The sequence below is a fragment of the Flavobacterium sp. genome, assembly GCF_024305175.1.
GTDB lineage: Bacteria > Bacteroidota > Bacteroidia > Flavobacteriales > Flavobacteriaceae > Flavobacterium.
In genome coordinates this window covers 1-18,424 of sequence record NZ_JAMWYY010000034.1, presented here as the reverse complement: position 1 = coordinate 18,424, position 18,424 = coordinate 1, and the positions used below count along the sequence as shown (strand labels likewise).

Below are 18,424 nucleotides of genomic sequence, written 5' to 3'. Positions count from 1 at the left end.
CAGACAGTTAACGGCTAAAATAGTAAAGTGGGAGAGCAGTGGTAAAACTTATTAACAATGTGGTAAGAAGTGGTAGGAAGTGGTAAATAATGTATATATTTGCTTTAAAATGGAGTAAATCGTAACTACTTGAATACCATTATAGGAACATATGAATGTAAGGTAGATGCAAAGGGTAGGCTAATGATGCCTGCGCCTTTAAAGAAGCAGCTTGCGGTTGGCATAGATGACGGCTTTGTGCTTAAACGCTCGGTTTTTCAGCCTTGTTTGGAGTTGTACCCGATGGCAGAGTGGGAAAAGATGATGCAGAAAATTAATAAGCTGAACCGTTTTGTAAAAAAGAATAACGATTTCATCAGGCGTTTTACCGCCGGTGTAAAAATAGTTGAGGTAGATGCTGCCGGAAGGTTGCTGATACCAAAAGACCTGGTAGTGTTTGCCGGGATAGATAAAGATATTGTACTGTCTTCGGCAGTTAATATTGTAGAGATTTGGGATAAGGACAGGTATGAGCAGTCGATTGACGACTCGGTGGTAGATTTTGCCGGCCTGGCTGAAGACGTAATGGGAAATTTAAATGATGATGACGGAATATCATAACCCTGTATTGCTAAATGAAACAGTTGACGGGCTGGCGGTAAAGCCGGACGGGGTTTATGTAGATGTAACTTTTGGCGGCGGGGGGCACTCGCGTGAAATACTGAGCAGGCTCGGGCCAAACGGAAAGCTCTTTGCTTTTGACCAGGATGAAGATGCGCAGGCAAATGTATTGGATGACAGCCGTTTTATGCTGATTCCGGAAAACTTCAGGTTCATAAAAAGGTACCTGCGTTTTTATGGTATTAAAGAGGTAGATGGTATACTGGGTGACCTGGGTGTTTCATCGCACCAGTTTGATGTGGCTGAGCGTGGTTTTTCTACCCGTTTTGATGCCGAACTGGATATGCGCATGAGCAAAAAAAACGAGCTGAATGCCGGCAGGGTAGTAAACGAATATGACGAGCAGCACCTTAAAAAGATGTTCTTTGAGTATGGCGAGCTTAAAAATGCAGCAGGGCTTGCGGCAGCAATAGTAGCGGCAAGGCAGGAAAAGCCTATCCGCAACTCTGAAGCACTAAAGCAGGCACTTGGCAGGTTTTTGCCGCCACACCGCAGTAATAAAATACTGGCACAGATATACCAGGCCATACGCATAGAAGTAAACCAGGAAATAGAAGTGCTTAAAGAGTTTTTGATGCAAACACAAGAGCTGCTTAAGCCGGGCGGCAGGCTAAGTGTTATATCCTACCATTCGCTGGAAGACAGGCTGGTAAAGCGCTTTATGCGCAACGGCATGTTTGAAGGGGAGCCGGAGCGCGATATGTTCGGCAATTTTGAGGTGCCGTTCAAAATCATAGAAAAGCTTATTGTGCCCGGAGACGAAGAGATTGCTGTAAATAACAGGGCGCGCAGTGCCAAGCTGCGGGTTGCTGAAAAAAATAAATAGCTATGAAAGGCGGCGTTTACAGTTTACTGAAGGCAAAATACCTTGTTGAGGAAGGCTCAATGAAAAACTGGGGCTTTATCATCTTTTTAGTGGCTATAGCCATGCTGATGATTGGCAATGCCCATAATTATGAGCAAAAGGTGTACCGCATCAAGGCGCTTGAAGAAGAGGTAAAAGTGCTCCGCTCTGAGTTTGTTGACAGGCGTTCGCAGCTTATGGAGCTTAAAATGGAATCGACAGTGGCGCGCAAAATGGAAGAGAGGGAGATATTCCCATCATCTGTTCCGCCAAAAAAGATAAAAGTAGTAAAGACAAAAGAAAAAAGCTGGTTTGAAAAGATATGGGAGTAGAGGATAAGAAAATATCTTACAGGATCTACCTTGTGGCCTTCGCAATTTTTGTGATGGCCATACTCATAGTAGTTAAGCTCACCAACATACAGTGGGTTGAGGGCGACTATTACCGCAAACTGGCTGAGGAGCGAACCGTGCGCAACTTTACCATACCTGCCAACAGGGGTAATGTTTACAGTAGCGATGGCAGCCTTTTGGCAACCTCGATTCCGCATTATACAGTAAGGTTTGATGCGCTTGCTCCTAAAAAAGAAGACTTTGATAAGTACTTAGAGCCGCTGTCTGATTCGCTTTCTCTAATGCTGGGCAAGCCTTCTTCCTATTATTATAATGAAATGCGCCGGGCACGTGCCAACAAGAACAGGTATATGTTTATAACCAAAGGATTAACCTATACCGAATATGTCCGCATTAAGAACTTCCCATTGTTTTCGCTTGGGGCGTATAAGGGAGGTATCATTACCGAACAGAAAACCGTAAGGGAGCATCCGATAGGTAAAATTGCCGAGCGTACCATTGGTTATGAAAGGCTTAGCCATAGCGGCGAAAACCTTGAGGTAGGTATAGAAGGGGCCTTTGCCGAATACCTTAACGGGAAAGACGGCAGGCGCATGATGCAGAAAATTGCAAAGAACCAGTGGAAGCCCATAAATGATAATAATGAAGTTGAGCCGGTTGACGGCTGCGATATAGTATCTACCATAGATGTTTACATACAGGATATTGCGCACCACGCATTACTGAAACAGTTGCAGTATTATGAAGCCGACCACGGCTGTGTGGTGGTTATGGAAACCAAAACAGGTTATGTAAGGGCAATATCCAATCTTGGGCGTGCTAAAGACAGCACCTACTATGAAACGGTAAACTATGCAGTTGCAGAGTCTCAGGAGCCGGGTTCTACCTTTAAGCTGGCAGGGCTTATGGCGCTGCTGGAAGATAAAAAAGTAGATACCAGCGAGGTGTATGACTCTAAAGGCGGAGAGATAACCTATTTCAGGAGAAAAGTACGCGACTCGCACAAAGGTGGTTACGGTAAAATATCCCTTGCAAGGGGATTTGAAGTATCGTCTAACACCGTTTTGGTGCAGGCGGTATATGACAGCTATAAAGATGATCCACGTGCCTTTGTAAAGCACATAGATGATTTCGGGCTTAGCAAGCCGCTTGGTGTTTCTATCATAGGCGAGGGCAAGCCAAAAATACCGCATCCTGATGACGCCAACTGGTCTAAGCTGTCGCTGCCCTGGATGGGTTTTGGCTACGGGCTATCTTTAACACCGTTGCAAACACTGGCATTTTATAATGCCGTTGCCAATAACGGCGAAATGGTAAGGCCACTCTTTGTGCAGGAAATAAGGGAATGGAACAAAACCATAAAGCGCTTTGACAAGCAGGTAATAAAAGACAGGATAGCCTCTCAGGAAACTATTGATAAGGTAAAGGCGGTAATGGAGAATGTTGTTAAGCGCGGAACCGGTTCCAAGCTGTACTCGCCTAATTTCTCTATGGCAGGCAAAACAGGTACGGCACAGGTAAACTATGGCGGTGGTAAAGGAGATAATATGTATTACTCATCGTCTTTCGTGGGTTATTTCCCTGCAGATAACCCGCAGTATTCGTGCATAGTGGTGATACACAAGCCAAGCACGCGCAAAGGATATTATGGTGCAGATGTTTCCGGCCCGGTATTTAAGCGCATAGCGCAAAAAATATTTACCGATGTGCCGAGCACTAACCATATAAAGAAACTGGACGAAAAAATAAACACACAGGAAAAACTATACGCCTCTTATTACAAGAAAGCACAGGATGTTAAAGATGTTGTGCCCAACCTTATAGGCATGAGCGGCATGGATGCCGTAGCGCTTTTAGGCAATATGGGCCTTAAAGTACAGGTACACGGCATTGGTAAGGTAAAGAAACAATCGGTTAAGCCGGGCGAATCAGTTAAAAAGAATCAGCAAATAGTACTCGAATTATCGTGATGCAGCTAAAAGACATATTATACAAAACAGCCATTGAAGCTGTTAAAGGCCCTACCGACATTACAGTGGGTAAGGTGGAGTTTGACTCAAGGCTGGTGGGTCAGGATGATGTTTTTGTAGCGATAAAAGGTACGCTTTCAGATGGGCATGAGTATATAGAAAAAGCCGTAGCACAGGGTGCTAAAGCTATTGTTTGCGAAGACCTTCCTGAAAATGCACAAACAGGTGTTACCTATGTTCAGGTGACAAATTCTGCTGCGGCACTTGCTTTTATGGCAGCCAACTATTACGGCAACCCATCGCATAACCTAAAGTTGGTTGGTGTAACGGGTACTAACGGTAAAACAACAATTGCCACTTTGCTGTATCAGTTGTTTAAAAGCGCAGGCTATAAAACGGGTTTGCTTTCTACCGTAAAAATTATGGTGGGCGATGCAGAGCATAAGGCTACGCACACCACACCCGATTCGCTTACCATTAACCGTTACCTAAACGAGATGATGCAGGAGGGAGTTGAGTATTGCTTTATGGAGGTAAGCTCGCATGGCATACACCAAAGCAGGACAGAAGGGCTGCTGTTTGCAGGAGGTATTTTTACTAACCTGAGCCACGACCATCTGGACTACCATAAAACATTTGCGGAGTATCGTGATGTAAAGAAAATGTTCTTTGACCAGTTGCCTAAAGATGCTTTTGCACTGGTTAATGTAGATGATAAGAACGGGCTGGTAATGCTGCAGAATACTAAAGCTAAAAAACTAACCTATGCCCTTAAAACCTATGCCGATTATAAGGCGCAGATACTGGAAAACCAGCTTGGCGGGCTTCTTTTAAAGATAAACGAGCAGGAAGTATGGGTTAAGCTGATAGGTACTTTTAATGCCTATAACCTGCTTGCTATTTATGCAGCGGCAGTTAACCTGGGTTTAGAGAGCCAGGAAGTGTTAAGGCTTATGAGCAGCCTTGAGAGTGTTAGCGGCAGGGTTCAGTTTATAGTATCAGATACTAAAATAACCGCCATAGTAGATTATGCACATACGCCGGATGCGCTTGAAAATGTACTGAAAACAATAGAAAACATACGCACCCGCAACGAAAAGCTTATTACAGTAGTTGGCTGCGGTGGCGACAGGGACAAAACCAAACGTCCGCTTATGGCGCATATAGCCTCATCTATGAGCGACCAGGCCATTTTTACCAGCGATAACCCGCGTAACGAAGTACCGGAAGATATTATTGCCGATATGGAGCAGGGCGTAGAGCCTCAAAATTATAAAAAAACCGTAGCAGTGGTAGACAGGAGGCAGGCCATAAAAATTGCATGCCAGCTTGCCCTGCCAAATGATATAATACTGATAGCCGGCAAAGGCCACGAAACCTATCAGGAGATAAAGGGTGTGCGCACCCATTTTGATGACATGGAAACCGTAAAAGAGATATTAGCCCAATTAAACAAATAACCGCTTATGCTGTACTATTTATTTGAATATCTGGATAAACAGCTCGATGTGCCGGGAACAGGCGTTTTCCAGTACATCACTTTCCGTTCGGGACTGGCGGTAATATTGTCGTTGCTTATTTCTACGGTTTTCGGTAAAAGGATCATCAATTTCCTGCGCAGGCAGCAGATAGGCGAAACAGTAAGGGAGCTTGGCCTTGAGGGGCAGTCGCAAAAAGCGGGAACGCCAACTATGGGTGGACTTATCATTATCATGGCTACGCTTATACCGGTTATACTATTGGCAAAGCTTGATAACATTTATGTGATGCTGCTTATAGTTACCACCTTATGGATGGGTACCATCGGTTTTATAGACGATTACATCAAAATATTTAAAAAAGACAAAGAAGGATTAAAGGGCAAATTTAAGGTTGTGGGGCAGGTAGGGCTTGGCCTTATTGTGGGCTATGTGCTGTACTTCCATCCGGCAGTAACTGTGCGTACCGATACATCGAGGGTTGATATTTATGCTGAGCAACAGCCGGTGCTGTCGCAGCTTCCTGTAGAGGAAAAATCAACTGCTACCACCATACCGTTCTTTAAAAATAATGAGCTTGATTATGCAGAGCTGCTGTCTTGGGCAGGCGATGATTATAAAAATTACGCATGGCTGATATTCATCCCTATCGTGATATTTATCATTACTGCAGTATCTAACGGAGCCAACCTTACGGATGGTATAGACGGGCTCGCGGCAGGTACATCTACCATTGCGGTGCTCACACTGGGTATTTTCGCATTTGTATCGGGTAACATAATATTCTCCAATTACCTGAATATTATGTACATACCCAACTCGGGAGAAATGACGGTATATATAGCCGCCTTTGCAGGTGCGCTGGTCGGTTTCCTGTGGTACAATACCTATCCGGCATCTGTTTTCATGGGCGATACGGGCAGCCTCACCATAGGGGGCATAATAGCCGTGCTTGCCATAGCTGTGCGAAAAGAACTGCTGATACCGGTGCTGTGCGGGATATTCCTTGCAGAGAACCTCTCGGTAGTATTGCAGGTTAGCTACTTTAAATATACCAAGAAGAAGTACGGAGAAGGCCGCAGGATTTTCCTGATGTCGCCTTTGCATCACCATTACCAGAAAAAGGGTTACCACGAAAGCAAAATTGTTACCCGTTTCTGGATTGTAGCCATAATGCTGGCCATATTCTCGCTTGTATCATTAAAACTAAGGTAGTATGGCAAAGCGGCTGGTAATACTTGGAGGGGGAGAGAGTGGTGTTGGTACTGCCATACTCGGGAAGAAGAAGGGATATGATGTGTTTGTATCTGATTTTGGCCAGATAAAAGAAAATTATAAAGAAGTTCTTGCACTTAATAAGTTAGAATGGGAAGAGGGCAGGCATACAGAAGAACTGGTGCTTAACGCCGATGTGGTAATGAAAAGCCCTGGCATACCCGATAAGTCGCCCATAGTAAAAAAGCTGAAGGAAAAAGGCATACCGGTAATATCTGAAATAGAATTTGCCTCTCATTTTACAGATGTACAAACCATAGGCATTACAGGTAGTAACGGTAAAACCACCACAACGATGCTTACGCATTACCTGCTTAAGCAGGGAGGGTTGGGTGTAGGGCTTGCAGGTAACATAGGCAAAAGCTTTGCCTGGCAGGTAGCCGATAACAAATGCGAAGGCTATGTTTTAGAGCTGAGCAGTTTTCAGCTTGACGGGATAAAGGATTACCGCCCGCACATAGCGGTGATAACCAACATTAGCCCTGACCATCTTGACAGGTATGAGTACAACTACAGCCTGTATATAGAAGCCAAGTTCAGGATTACCATGAACCAGACAAAGGATGATTACCTGGTTTATGATGCCGATGACGAAGCAATAAGCAAGTGGCTTGAGCACAATACGGTAAAAGCGAAGTTAGTCCCTTTCTCGCTTTCCGGTAATAATAAAAAAGGGATATATGTAGAAGACAATAATATTATAAGCACAATACGAAATAAAGAATTTACCATGCCAATTAACGAACTGTCATTAGAAGGAAAACACAATGTGAAGAACGCCATGGCGGCAACTGCGGTTGCCCAGTTAATGCGCATACGTAAACAAACCATAAGGGAAAGCCTCTCTAACTTTCAGGGTGTGGAGCACCGCCTTGAAAAAGTGCTTAAAATACAGAATGTGCAATACATAAACGACAGTAAGGCAACCAATACTAACGCTACTTTTTTTGCGCTTGACAGTATGACTACGCCTGTTGTTTGGATAGTGGGCGGTGTAGATAAGGGTAATGATTATGATGAGCTTATGCCGCTGGTACGCGAAAAGGTAAAGGCAATTGTATGCCTCGGTGTAGATAACCAAAAAATTATAAATGCTTTTGCCAATGTGGTAGATGTAGTGGTAGAAACAGCAGGCATGACAGAAGCAGTAAAAGCTTCGCAAAAACTGGCTGAGAAAGGCGATACAGTATTGCTTTCGCCTGCATGTGCAAGTTTTGACCTGTTTGAAAACTATGAAGACCGCGGCAAGCAGTTTAAAGCCGCAGTACAAAATTTATAATACGCCTGTAAAAAAGGCAACCAGTCAACTGGCAGGGAAATAGCAAAACCTGCTGCTTGATAAAATAGAATCAGTATGAAAGAATTAATTAACAACCTGAAAGGAGATAAGGGCATATGGTCATTCGTGATGCTGTTGGCCCTTATATCGTTCATGCCGGTTTTCAGCGCAAGTACCAATCTTGTGTATGTTATCGGCAAGGGCTCTACTATCGGATACCTTGTTAAGCACCTCGTTCATATTTTTATAGGCTTTGCCCTTATTTATTTTGTGCACAAGGTGCCGTATCATTATTACAGGGGGCTATCTAAAATTGCCCTGCCCATAGTAGGGTTATTACTGGTATATACCTTTATGCAGGGCACGGTTATAGACGGTGCCAACGCAAGCCGCTGGATAAAAGTGCCTTTTATTGGGGTAACGTTCCAGACATCTGCATTGGCAATGATAGTACTTATGATATATGTGGCGCGCTACCTCGCCAAGATGGAAGACAAGCCCGTTACATTTAAATCATCGCTCTTTGAATTATGGATGCCTGTATTTATAATACTGGCCCTGATACTGCCTGCTAACTTTTCTACCGCTGCACTAATATTTTCTATGGTGTGCATGCTGGTATTTATAGGCAGGTACCCGTTGCGCTACCTTGCCATGATAATGGGTATGGGCATAGCGGGGCTAACATTGTTTGTGCTGTTTGCCAAGGCATTTCCGGAAGCATTGCCAAACAGGGTTGATACCTGGATAAGCCGTATAGAACGCTTTACATCTGATGCGCCAAATGAAGACGATTACCAAATCGAAAAAGCCAAGATAGCCATCGCATCAGGAATGGTATACGGGCTTGGCCCCGGCAAGAGTGTGCAGAAAAACTTTTTGCCGCAGTCATCTTCCGATTTCATTTTTGCCATTATAGTAGAAGAATATGGCATTGTGGGCGGACTGGCGGTATTGTTCTTATATCTGATGCTGTTCTTCAGGTTTTTGGTATCGGCACACAAAGCAAAATCATTGTTTGGTAAATTACTTATTGTGGGGCTTGGCTTCCCGATAATATTCCAGGCATTAATCAATATGGGTGTGGCAGTAGAGCTGCTTCCTGTAACGGGGCAAACGTTGCCGCTAATCAGTAGCGGGGGTAGTTCCATCTGGATGACCTGTATTGCCATTGGTATTATAATCAGCGTTACCAAGAAAGAGGAAGAAATAGCGCAGGAACTGGCAGAGAAGGAAGAACGCGAAGTTGCTTTACAGCAATTAATAGATGAGCATATACTTCGCGAAAAGCAAAAGGAGGAAGCAGAGGCTATGGGTACAGAACCATCTTATAGTATAGAAGATGCTGCTGCAAATCCTATGCGGGCTGTGATGGGGAAATAGCTTTTAGTCAAGAGGCGAAAGCGAAAAGTAACAGAAAAAAGTAGAAATAAAAAAAATGGCAAATCTGAAATTCATTTTAAGCGGCGGCGGCACAGGGGGGCATATTTACCCTGCCATAGCTATTGCGAATGAATTAAAGCAACGCTACCCGCAGTGCGAAATATTATTTGTAGGGGCAAGCGATAAAATGGAGATGCAGAAAGTGCCGCAGGCAGGATATAAAATTATTGGTTTGTGGATAGCAGGCATACAGCGCAGGTTAACACTTGATAACGCCATGTTCCCGATAAAGCTGATGAGCAGCCTGCTTAAGTCGCGCAAAATAGTAAAGCAGTTTAAGCCCGATGTGGTTATTGGTACCGGTGGCTTTGCAAGCGGGCCTTTACTAAAGGCAGCTTCGGGCATGGGTGTGCCAACAGTAGTGCAGGAGCAAAACAGCTACCCCGGCATAACCAACAAATGGCTGGCAAAGAATGCTGATAAGGTTTGTGTTGCTTATGAAGGGCTGGAGCAGTTTTTCCCCAAAGGCAAAATTGTACTTACCGGCAACCCGGTAAGGCAGGATTTGCTTGATATGGCAGGTAAAAAAGAAGAGGCTGCGGGGACATTCGGGTTAAAACCTGATAAGAAAACCGTGCTGGTGCTGGGTGGCAGCCTGGGTTCAAGGCGCATAAACCAGCTCATTGATAAAGAAATAAGCTGGCTGCTGGCACAGGATGTGCAACTGATATGGCAGTGCGGCAAATTATATTATGATGAATACCGCCATCACGGCGACAAGGAAGGTGTTAATGTGCTTTCTTTTATCGACAGGATGGATCTGGTGTATGCCGCGGCAGATGTTGTAATATCCCGTTCAGGGGCATCTTCAGTGTCAGAGCTTTGCGTAGTGGGCAAGCCGGTCTTGTTTATACCGTCGCCCAACGTGGCGGAAGACCACCAGACAAAAAATGCGCAGGCTATTGTAGATAAGCAGGGCGCTGTAATGCTGAAGGAATCACAGCTTGACACGCAATTTCAGCCGGTGTTTCAGGATTTGCTGGAAAATGAAGAGAAGCGGCATAAGCTGGGCAGTACTATAAAAAAGCTGGCCAGGCCAAATGCCACAAATGATATTGTAGAAGAAATTATAAAGCTGTTAAAGCGATAAACCCGCAACAGTAAAATATATGCAACTGGATAACATACATAACGTCTATTTTATTGGTATTGGCGGCATCGGCATGAGCGCCCTTGCCCGCTATTTTAAATTTATAGGCAAAAATGTAGCCGGTTACGACCGTACGCCCACGCACCTTACCGATGAGCTAAAGGCAGAGGGAATACATATTCATTTTGACGATAAGGTAGAGCTTATAGAATTGCCTTACCTTAACAAAGAGCATACGCTTGTTGTGGTAACACCGGCAGTGCCCAAGCACCACCTGCAATGGAACTATTTCGTGCAGAATGGCTTCGAAATAAAGAAGCGTGCAGAGGTGCTGGGTATTATTACTAAAGATACTTTCTGCTTTGCAGTGGCAGGCACTCACGGTAAAACAACAACATCGAGCATACTGGGGCACGTACTGCACCAAAACGGCGTAGATGTTACCGCTTTTTTAGGTGGTATTGTAGAGAATTATAATTCTAACATCATCGGTAACGGCAAAACGGTTACGGTGGTAGAAGCAGATGAATTTGACCGTTCTTTCCTGCACCTGCACCCGGATATTGCCTGTGTAACCAGTATGGATGCCGATCATCTTGATATATACGGAAATACCGAGGCAATAGAAGAATCGTTCAGGGAATTTGCCGCTAAAGTAGAGAATAAAGAGCATCTTTTTGTGCCGGCCGGGCTGCCGTTACAGGTAATAACCATAGGCGTAAATGACGACTCACAGTTCTCTGCACAAAACATAAGCATAGATAACGGCTGGTATGTGTTTGATGTGGTAACACCATCAGAAACGGTTAAAAATCTCCGCTTTGCATTACCAGGCAGGCATAACCTTACCAATGCGTTGCTTGCGTTTGCAATGGCTTACACCTATGGAGTGGCTGCTGAAGGGATTGCAGAGGCATTACAGTCGTTCAGGGGTGTAAGGAGAAGATTCTCCTACCAGATAAAAAAAACGGGCATGGTGTATATAGATGACTATGCACACCACCCTACAGAGATAAATGCAGTTCATCAGGCGGTTACAGAGTTATATCCTGATGAAAAGGTACTGGCCGTTTTTCAGCCGCACCTGTTTAGCCGCACCAAAGATTTTGCTGAAGGCTTCGCAAAGAGCCTCTCGGCATTCGAAAATATTGTGCTGCTGGACATTTACCCGGCACGCGAAGAACCGATTGAGGGGGTAACTTCACAATGGTTGCTGGATATGATAGAGAACCCTGAAAAACGCCTTGTAAGCAAGGCTGACCTGATACCGCTGCTGAAGATGACAGATGCAAAAGTGGTGGTAACAATTGGTGCCGGGGATATTGGTGAAATGGTGCCCGAAATTAAAAGAGTGTTAGATGAAAAAGCTTAACTGGAACAATATACGGCTCGTGGTTATGGTGCTCGTTGTGGTATTCCTGTACTCTTTTTCGGGAAGCAGGAACGAGGCGCGGTGGATTAAAGGGGCAGAGGTAGAATTTGTTCAGGAAGAGAGCTTTATTACGTTAGACAAAGTTAATAAGTTGTTGATACAAAGTTATGATACCATCACCGATATAAGGAAAGATAAATTAGATTTGAATAAACTGGAAAAATCTGTCGAGTCAAATCCAATGATTGAGAAGGCAGAGGTTTATGCAACGGTTGATGGTAAAATTAAGGCGGTTATCACACAAAAAACGCCGGTTGCAAGGGTGTATGAGGGCGCAGAATCATACTACATAGACCGCAACGGAAACCGCATGCCGCTGTCTGAAAGCTATACGGCAAGGGTGCCGCTTTTAACAGGCAGCCTTTCTGAAATAAAAAAGGAAAAGTTGCAGGAGCTGTTGCTGTACATATACAATAACAGGTTCTTAAAGAAAAATATAATAGGCATAGCAGTAAAGCCGGGTGGCAGCCTTGTTATGAAAAGCCGTGGTTACGGTTATGACATAATGTTTGGCAGGCCACTTAACATTGAACGGAAGTTTAAGAACTATATGGCCTTTTTGCAGGATGCGGCAAAAGACAGCGTGATAGAAAATTACAAAACAGTGAATCTGAAATTTACACAACAGGTTGTGTGCACCAAAAAATAGAATATGGAAAGAGACAGCATTGCAGTAGGTTTAGACATTGGTACTACCAAGATAGTGGCAATGATAGGAAGGAAGAACGAGTACGGTAAACTCGAAATACTGGGTGTGGGTAAATCCAAAAGCCTGGGCGTGGCCAGGGGTGTTGTAAACAACATTACCCAAACCATTCAAAGTATTCAGGAGGCGGTACAGGAAGCAGAAGCTGATTCCGGTTACAAAATTAACGATGTGGTGGTAGGCATTGCCGGGCAACACATCCGCAGCATTCAGCACAGCGATTACATCAGCAGGAGCAACCCTGAAGAAGTAATTGGCGATGTTGATATTGATTTGCTGATAAACCAGGTGCACAAACTTGCCATGCTGCCGGGCGAGGAGATAATCCACGTGCTGCCGCAGGAGTTTAAGATAGACGGGCAAACCGAGATAAAAGAGCCAATAGGCATGTATGGCGGCAGGCTGGAGGCGAGCTTTCATGTAGTGGTGGGGCAGGCATCAAGCATCCGTAACGTTGGGCGTTGCATTAAAAGTTCAGGCTTAGACCTTTCGGGATTAACACTTGAACCGCTTGCATCTGCTGATGCGGTACTGAGCCAGGAAGAAAAAGAAGCCGGTGTAGCGCTTATTGATATAGGCGGCGGCACTACAGATCTTGCCATTTTTAAAGACGGTATCATCCGCCATACGGCAGTAATACCTTTCGGCGGTAATGTTATTACAGAAGATATTAAAGAAGGCTGCTCTATCATAGAGAAGCAGGCCGAACTGCTAAAAGTTAAATTTGGTTCTGCATGGCCGGGAGAAAATAAGGATAATGAAATAGTTTCTATACCGGGGCTAAGGGGGCGTGAGCCCAAAGAGATTTCGCTTAAAAACCTTTCTAAGATAATTCACGCCCGCGTGGTTGAAATCATAGAACAGGTGTTTGCCGAAATAAAGGCGTATGGCCACGAGGACCCACGCAGAAAGCTGATAGCAGGTATTGTGCTTACAGGCGGAGGCTCTCAGCTAAAGCATATTAAGCAGCTTGTAGAGTATATAACCGGTATGGATACACGTATAGGTTACCCTAACGAGCACCTTGCAGGCAACTCTGACGAGGAGATATCAAGCCCGCTTTATGCTACGGCAGTTGGCCTTGTAATGAACAGTGCCCGCAACAATACACGCAGTGCAACGCCTTTAGTAGAACTGCAAAAGCCTGAGCCAAAACCTGCAATGCGCTACCAGCAGCAGGAACAGCCACACGCAGTGGCACAGCCCGAGCCGGAGCATGAACTTGAAGAGGTGGCGGTACAACAGCCTGTTCATAAAGTGCAGGAGTCGACAGAAAAACGTGTAAAGCGTTCGTTTTTTGATAAGTATATAGATAAGATTAAAGATTTTTTAGATAACGCAGAATAAAAACCCGATGGATATGATGAGTAACACAGATTTTGGAAGCATTTCGTTTGACCTGCCTAAAAACCAGTCGAACGTAATCAAGGTAATTGGTGTAGGCGGGGGCGGAAGCAACGCGATAAACCATATGTTTAAGCAAGGGATAAAGGGAGTAGATTTTGTAGTGTGTAATACTGACAGCCAGGCATTGCAAAACAGCCCTGTGCCAAATAAGATTCAGTTGGGCGTTAGCCTTACCGAAGGTCTTGGCGCGGGTGCCAACCCCGAGGTAGGCCAGCAGGCTGCCCTTGAGAGCATAGATGACATTGAGAAGATGCTTGATACCAATACCAAAATGATCTTCATAACTGCGGGTATGGGCGGTGGTACCGGTACAGGTGCCGCACCTGTAATAGCACAGCTTGCCAAAGAAAGGGAGATACTTACCGTTGGTATAGTAACCATTCCTTTTCAGTTTGAAGGTAAAGTACGTGGTGAGCAGGCGCTTGCCGGTGTAGAAAGGCTAAGAAGGCAGGTAGATTCTTTAATCGTTATCAACAACAATAAATTAAGGGAAGTATATGGTAACCTTGGCTTTAAGGCGGGCTTTAGCAAGGCTGACGAAGTTTTGGCAACAGCAAGCCGCGGTATTGCAGAGGTTATTACCCACCACTATACACAAAACATCGACCTTAAAGATGCCAAGACTGTACTTTCAGACAGCGGCACGGCTATAATGGGTTCGGCCACTGCAACAGGCGAGAACAGGGCAAAAGACGCTATTGTAAGCGCGCTTGATTCTCCGCTGTTAAATGATAATAAAATTACGGGCGCTAAAAATGTATTGTTGCTTATCGTATCGGGTACAAGCGAAATTACAATAGATGAAATAGGAGAAATTAACGACCATATCCAGTCAGAGGCCGGTTATAATGCCAACATTATCATGGGTGTTGGCGAAGATGAGTCGTTAGGCGAAGCTATAGCGGTAACTGTTATTGCTACGGGTTTTAACGTAGAGCAGCAAAACGAGATAGTTAATACAGAGCCTAAAAAAATAATACATGCGCTTGAAGAAGACCAGAGGCTGGTAACAGACCTTAGTAAAAAGCAAGGTCTGGCTGCTTTTGATTTTTCTGCACCCATAACAGAAGAGCCTAAAGAAGAGGTTAAGGAAGGAATTGCTGCTGAAGAAGAAAAAATAGTTTATGCCCTTGAGGAAGAGGTTACCGAAAAAAAGCCCGTGACTGAAGCGGAAGAGGAAGCGCTGCCGACTTCAGATTTTATAAATAACCTTGATGTGTTCTTTGAAATTGTTTCGCCTGCAGCAGAAATGCAAAAGCAGCAGGTAAAAGATGTAAGAGACATTGAGGTTATAGACCCGGAGTTTGTAGTGGTGAAGAAAGAAGAGCAGATAAGTTTTTCTTTTGACCTGGCTACAGACAATGTTAAGCGCGAGGAGAAGCAGTTTTTTAACCTTACAGATGATGCACGCGATATAAAGGTTAATGAGCCTGTAAGGGTTGTGCCTGTTACAGAAGTTAACCAGTCGGGTGTGGTAAGGTATTCTCTTGAAGATTATCTTGAGAAGGAAAAAGAACTGTTAGATTCTAAGCCTGCGGCAAAAGCTGAAGAGCCTGTAAGCCCTGAGCTTAACCTTACGCTTAAAAAGTCTGAAGAGCCACAACAGCCAAAATTTGCCGCTCACCATGAAGATATTTCTCCTGTTGAAATGACAATAGAAGAAACGCTGAGGGTAAGGGCAGAAGAGCGCAGAAAGAAAATGAAGGAATTTAACTATAAGTTTCATAACAGCTCTGCGCGTATAGATGAGTTTGAGAAAGAACCCGCCTATAAAAGAATGGGCATAGACCTGCACGAATCGCGCACAGATAACAGCAAATCACGTTTTTCGTTAGGGACAGACAGTAACGACGACCTACAGTTGCGTTCTAACAATTCGTTCCTGCACGACAACGTGGATTAACTAACCCAACGTGATCCTTAACCCGAAAATAGAACGATATTTTCGGGTTATTTTTTTATATTCGCATTTCTAAAATTTAAACCATTACCTATGAGTTTACAGGCAGAAATAATGGATGCTATGAAAGCAGCCATGAAGAGTAAAGATACAGTATCATTAGAGGCTTTAAGGGCTGTTAAATCAGCATTATTACTGGCTCAGACCGAAAGCGGAGCTAAAGAAGAACTGTCAGAAGAAGATGAGATAAAACTGCTCCAGAAGCTTGTAAAGCAGCGTAAGGACAGCGCTGCCATATATATAGAGCAGGGACGCCAGGATTTAGCCGACCCCGAAATTGAGCAGGCTGCTGTTATTGAAAAGTTCTTGCCTGCGCAGTTTTCTGAGGCGGAAGTGGAGGCTGCCGTAAATAAAATTATTGCCGAAAACGGTTTTAGCGGCATGGCAGATATGGGTAAGGTAATGGGTATGGCATCTAAAGAACTTGCAGGCCGCGCTGACGGCAAAACGATAAGCAACGCCGTTAAAAAGGCGCTTACCAGTTAACATATTATAAAAGCATTACAGGCTCCATAGTTCAATTGGATAGAATATCAGATTCCGGTTCTGACGATTTGGGTTCGAATCCCGATGGGGTCACAATTGTAGATTTACCTTGTATTTAGATGCTATGAAAACCTCAGTAAACACTGAGGTTTTCATGTTTTATTAGTAGCAAAAATTAACTTCTTTTAAAATGAAAACTAAAATTGCATTTATTGTTATTATTATAATTTTTACAAACTGTTGCAAAACTGTCCAGGATAATACTTTAAAAAGTTCCTACAGAGTAATAAACTTGACAGATTATGAAGATTGTAACATATATACAATGGTTTTCGTTCCAGAAACAGATTATCTATTTAGGTATGCTTTAAGTGGGAGTTGTAAAAACCTTGATTTAAATGAATGTTTACATTTATATAATTCCTTATTTGAGGATAGTAACTTAGAGTTATATGATTGCAATGGCAAAAAGATTATAATTGAATTATATAATTATACGAATGAAGTAAAAGACTCCCTAGTAAAGATAACAGAGCGACAATTAAATAGAAAAGTGAAAATCAGTAAGGAATGGAAGGGAGGATTTGAAGTCCGGATTCAATGACTTTACATTAATAATTATAATTGTAGTATTCACTTTGCAAATAGTAAATTTTGATTTTATACAAAGTACTATTCTCTCTTATAAACTACTTTCCCCGGATATTTCTCTGCAAATGAGTAAAGCAGCTGCATAATGTACTGGTTTCCGTGGTATTGATTAATATAGTCCTTTACTTCTTCTATGTCTGCTATCGCTACATCCGAAGGGATGTAGCCCATTCCGTAAAATTGTCCGTTTTCTACCCAGATGCAACTACGCTCATCTTCAGTGCGGCCTTTGTCTGTAATAGCAAAGCTTGGCCTGTTCTTGCTGACTGAAGCAATAGCCTCGTCAATTTTTATATTGTGTTCTTCAATATCAGGCAAATCTTCCTGTGCTGTTACTGGAAGGCCATCATGGTCCTGCCTCCCGTATTTACAAAAGCGGTGGTCTATTTCAAATTGGGCTGCAATGTTGCGTAATAACGTTATACCATCGTACTGCGAATGAAAAACCTCAGTGCTGTCTTGGTACCTACCCAGTTTTCCTACGGCAAGGTAGCGGTAACCGTTACGCGCCTCATAATGGTAAAGCCGGTATTTCGGTTCAAAGCGCTTAAGTGCGGTATTGTATACAGGCCATAGTTTTTTAATCTCTGTACACTCCAGCAGCAGCGCCATAAGCTCTGTAGCACAAACTTCAAAGGATATTGAGTATATATCTCGTAAAAAGTTTTGTCGCCGGCGTGTGGTTGTATGGCCGCTAAAGTGAGAAGCAACACGTTTCCGCAGGTTTACAGCCTTGCCAACATAAACAACTTTTTTTGCCTGGTTATAAAAATAATATACGCCCGGTTTTTCGGGTAGTTCCTCAAAATCTTCAGGTGGCAGGTTGGGTGGCAGGCGCTGGTCATAAGATGTTTTCTTTATCATTTTCATGATCTCTCCTTCGGTATCCCACAGCAGCAGACGCGATAAAAGCAGGGCGGTTGCATCGGCATCGCCCCCGGCACGATGGCGGTTTACCAATGGTATATCAAGTGAATGGCAAAGGTTGCCCAGGCTGTACGAATAAAGTCCCGGTTTTATTTTACGTGCAGCCCTTACGGTACATAGCTTTCTCGCTGTCCATTTATAGCCTGCTTCCTCAAGCTGGTGCTTTACAAAAGAATAGTCGAAGTTTACATTGTGCGCAACGAATATACGGTCATTTAAAAGTTCATAAACTCTTTCGGCAATATCATCAAAAACAGGTGCATTGCTTACCATTTCATTATCTATACCTGTCAGGGCAAAAATAGGCACAGGTATTTCTTTCTGGGGGTTTACGAGTGTCTCAAAGCGTTCAATCACATTAAGCCCGTCATGCACTATAATAGCAATTTCTGTAATGCGGCTGCCACCGGCATTACCTCCCGTTGTTTCAATATCTACTACGGCATATTCCTGAGACTTCATC

The 18,424-nt window shown here is 43.8% G+C and carries 16 protein-coding genes and 1 tRNA gene; 16 read left to right on the top strand and 1 reads right to left on the bottom strand.

The genetic code is table 11. The features are described 5' to 3' along the window. The first annotated feature begins 129 nt into the window (after positions 1-129). From mraZ to Q0K96_RS09500, 16 genes are all read left to right on the top strand, one after another. Complete coding sequence (gene mraZ / locus Q0K96_RS09575; RefSeq protein ID WP_297333772.1) at positions 130-600, top strand: division/cell wall cluster transcriptional repressor MraZ; 471 nt, start codon at positions 130-132, stop codon at positions 598-600. Beyond that, the gene (gene rsmH, locus Q0K96_RS09570; RefSeq protein WP_297333771.1) at positions 578-1,486 is read left to right on the top strand and encodes a 16S rRNA (cytosine(1402)-N(4))-methyltransferase RsmH; all 909 of its coding nucleotides are present in this window, start codon (positions 578-580) and stop codon (positions 1,484-1,486) included. Before mraZ ends, rsmH begins: the two co-directional genes overlap by 23 nt. A gap of 2 nt (positions 1,487-1,488) precedes the next feature. Then, positions 1,489-1,836 carry an FtsL-like putative cell division protein gene (locus tag Q0K96_RS09565; RefSeq protein ID WP_297333770.1) on the top strand — a complete coding sequence of 116 codons (348 nt, stop codon included), beginning with the start codon at positions 1,489-1,491 and terminating at the stop codon, positions 1,834-1,836. After that, positions 1,827-3,827, top strand: coding sequence for a penicillin-binding protein (locus Q0K96_RS09560; protein ID WP_297333769.1), 2,001 nt, complete (start codon positions 1,827-1,829; stop codon positions 3,825-3,827). Before Q0K96_RS09565 ends, Q0K96_RS09560 begins: the two co-directional genes overlap by 10 nt. Then, positions 3,827-5,287, top strand: coding sequence for a UDP-N-acetylmuramoyl-L-alanyl-D-glutamate--2,6-diaminopimelate ligase (locus tag Q0K96_RS09555; RefSeq protein WP_297333768.1), 1,461 nt, complete (start codon positions 3,827-3,829; stop codon positions 5,285-5,287). The genes Q0K96_RS09560 and Q0K96_RS09555 overlap by 1 nt, the downstream gene beginning before the upstream one ends. A 6-nt stretch (positions 5,288-5,293) precedes the next feature. Next, positions 5,294-6,520 carry a phospho-N-acetylmuramoyl-pentapeptide-transferase gene (gene mraY / locus Q0K96_RS09550; protein ID WP_297333767.1) on the top strand — a complete coding sequence of 409 codons (1,227 nt, stop codon included), beginning with the start codon at positions 5,294-5,296 and terminating at the stop codon, positions 6,518-6,520. 1 nt (position 6,521) lies between these two features. Continuing rightward, positions 6,522-7,859 (top strand): UDP-N-acetylmuramoyl-L-alanine--D-glutamate ligase, encoded by a 1,338-nt coding sequence (murD, locus tag Q0K96_RS09545; RefSeq protein ID WP_297333766.1) that lies wholly within the window; start codon positions 6,522-6,524, stop codon positions 7,857-7,859. A 75-nt stretch (positions 7,860-7,934) separates the two neighbouring features. Next, on the top strand, positions 7,935-9,242 hold the full coding sequence (locus tag Q0K96_RS09540; protein ID WP_297333765.1) for an FtsW/RodA/SpoVE family cell cycle protein: 1,308 nt from the start codon (positions 7,935-7,937) through the stop codon (positions 9,240-9,242). 55 nt (positions 9,243-9,297) lie between these two features. Continuing rightward, the gene (gene murG / locus Q0K96_RS09535; protein ID WP_297333764.1) at positions 9,298-10,392 is read left to right on the top strand and encodes an undecaprenyldiphospho-muramoylpentapeptide beta-N-acetylglucosaminyltransferase; all 1,095 of its coding nucleotides are present in this window, start codon (positions 9,298-9,300) and stop codon (positions 10,390-10,392) included. 19 nt (positions 10,393-10,411) lie between these two features. Further along, the gene (murC, locus tag Q0K96_RS09530; protein ID WP_297333763.1) at positions 10,412-11,764 is read left to right on the top strand and encodes a UDP-N-acetylmuramate--L-alanine ligase; all 1,353 of its coding nucleotides are present in this window, start codon (positions 10,412-10,414) and stop codon (positions 11,762-11,764) included. After that, positions 11,751-12,473: a cell division protein FtsQ gene (locus tag Q0K96_RS09525; protein ID WP_297333762.1), complete on the top strand. Its 723-nt coding sequence runs from the start codon at positions 11,751-11,753 to the stop codon at positions 12,471-12,473. The genes murC and Q0K96_RS09525 overlap by 14 nt, the downstream gene beginning before the upstream one ends. A 3-nt stretch (positions 12,474-12,476) precedes the next feature. Then, the gene (ftsA, locus tag Q0K96_RS09520) at positions 12,477-13,877 is read left to right on the top strand and encodes a cell division protein FtsA (RefSeq protein WP_297333761.1); all 1,401 of its coding nucleotides are present in this window, start codon (positions 12,477-12,479) and stop codon (positions 13,875-13,877) included. Between the two features lie 13 nt (positions 13,878-13,890). Further along, positions 13,891-15,840, top strand: coding sequence for a cell division protein FtsZ (gene ftsZ / locus Q0K96_RS09515; RefSeq protein ID WP_297333760.1), 1,950 nt, complete (start codon positions 13,891-13,893; stop codon positions 15,838-15,840). A gap of 90 nt (positions 15,841-15,930) precedes the next feature. After that, positions 15,931-16,383, top strand: a complete 453-nt coding sequence (locus Q0K96_RS09510; protein WP_297333759.1) for a GatB/YqeY domain-containing protein — start codon at positions 15,931-15,933, stop codon at positions 16,381-16,383. A gap of 20 nt (positions 16,384-16,403) precedes the next feature. Further along, a tRNA-Arg gene (locus Q0K96_RS09505) sits at positions 16,404-16,476 on the top strand. Between the two features lie 97 nt (positions 16,477-16,573). Then, positions 16,574-16,987 (top strand): hypothetical protein, encoded by a 414-nt coding sequence (locus Q0K96_RS09500; RefSeq protein ID WP_297333758.1) that lies wholly within the window; start codon positions 16,574-16,576, stop codon positions 16,985-16,987. A 68-nt stretch (positions 16,988-17,055) separates the two neighbouring features. Here the strand turns inward: Q0K96_RS09500 and Q0K96_RS09495 are convergent. Next, the coding region (locus Q0K96_RS09495) for an exonuclease domain-containing protein (RefSeq protein WP_297333757.1) at positions 17,056-18,424 on the bottom strand (1,369 nt) is incomplete at its 5' end.

What these genes read in the sequence shown, in the direction of transcription:
- rsmH (WP_297333771.1), top strand. Translation starts at nt 578, where the DNA reads ATGATGATGACGGAATATCATAACCCTGTATTGCTAAATGAAACAGTT.
- Q0K96_RS09565 (WP_297333770.1), top strand. Translation starts at nt 1,489, where the DNA reads ATGAAAGGCGGCGTTTACAGTTTACTGAAGGCAAAATACCTTGTTGAG.
- Q0K96_RS09560 (WP_297333769.1), top strand. Translation starts at nt 1,827, where the DNA reads ATGGGAGTAGAGGATAAGAAAATATCTTACAGGATCTACCTTGTGGCC.
- Q0K96_RS09555 (WP_297333768.1), top strand. Translation starts at nt 3,827, where the DNA reads ATGCAGCTAAAAGACATATTATACAAAACAGCCATTGAAGCTGTTAAA.
- mraY (WP_297333767.1), top strand. Translation starts at nt 5,294, where the DNA reads ATGCTGTACTATTTATTTGAATATCTGGATAAACAGCTCGATGTGCCG.
- murD (WP_297333766.1), top strand. Translation starts at nt 6,522, where the DNA reads ATGGCAAAGCGGCTGGTAATACTTGGAGGGGGAGAGAGTGGTGTTGGT.
- Q0K96_RS09540 (WP_297333765.1), top strand. Translation starts at nt 7,935, where the DNA reads ATGAAAGAATTAATTAACAACCTGAAAGGAGATAAGGGCATATGGTCA.
- murG (WP_297333764.1), top strand. Translation starts at nt 9,298, where the DNA reads ATGGCAAATCTGAAATTCATTTTAAGCGGCGGCGGCACAGGGGGGCAT.
- murC (WP_297333763.1), top strand. Translation starts at nt 10,412, where the DNA reads ATGCAACTGGATAACATACATAACGTCTATTTTATTGGTATTGGCGGC.
- Q0K96_RS09525 (WP_297333762.1), top strand. Translation starts at nt 11,751, where the DNA reads ATGAAAAAGCTTAACTGGAACAATATACGGCTCGTGGTTATGGTGCTC.
- ftsA (WP_297333761.1), top strand. Translation starts at nt 12,477, where the DNA reads ATGGAAAGAGACAGCATTGCAGTAGGTTTAGACATTGGTACTACCAAG.
- ftsZ (WP_297333760.1), top strand. Translation starts at nt 13,891, where the DNA reads ATGATGAGTAACACAGATTTTGGAAGCATTTCGTTTGACCTGCCTAAA.
- Q0K96_RS09510 (WP_297333759.1), top strand. Translation starts at nt 15,931, where the DNA reads ATGAGTTTACAGGCAGAAATAATGGATGCTATGAAAGCAGCCATGAAG.
- Q0K96_RS09500 (WP_297333758.1), top strand. Translation starts at nt 16,574, where the DNA reads ATGAAAACTAAAATTGCATTTATTGTTATTATTATAATTTTTACAAAC.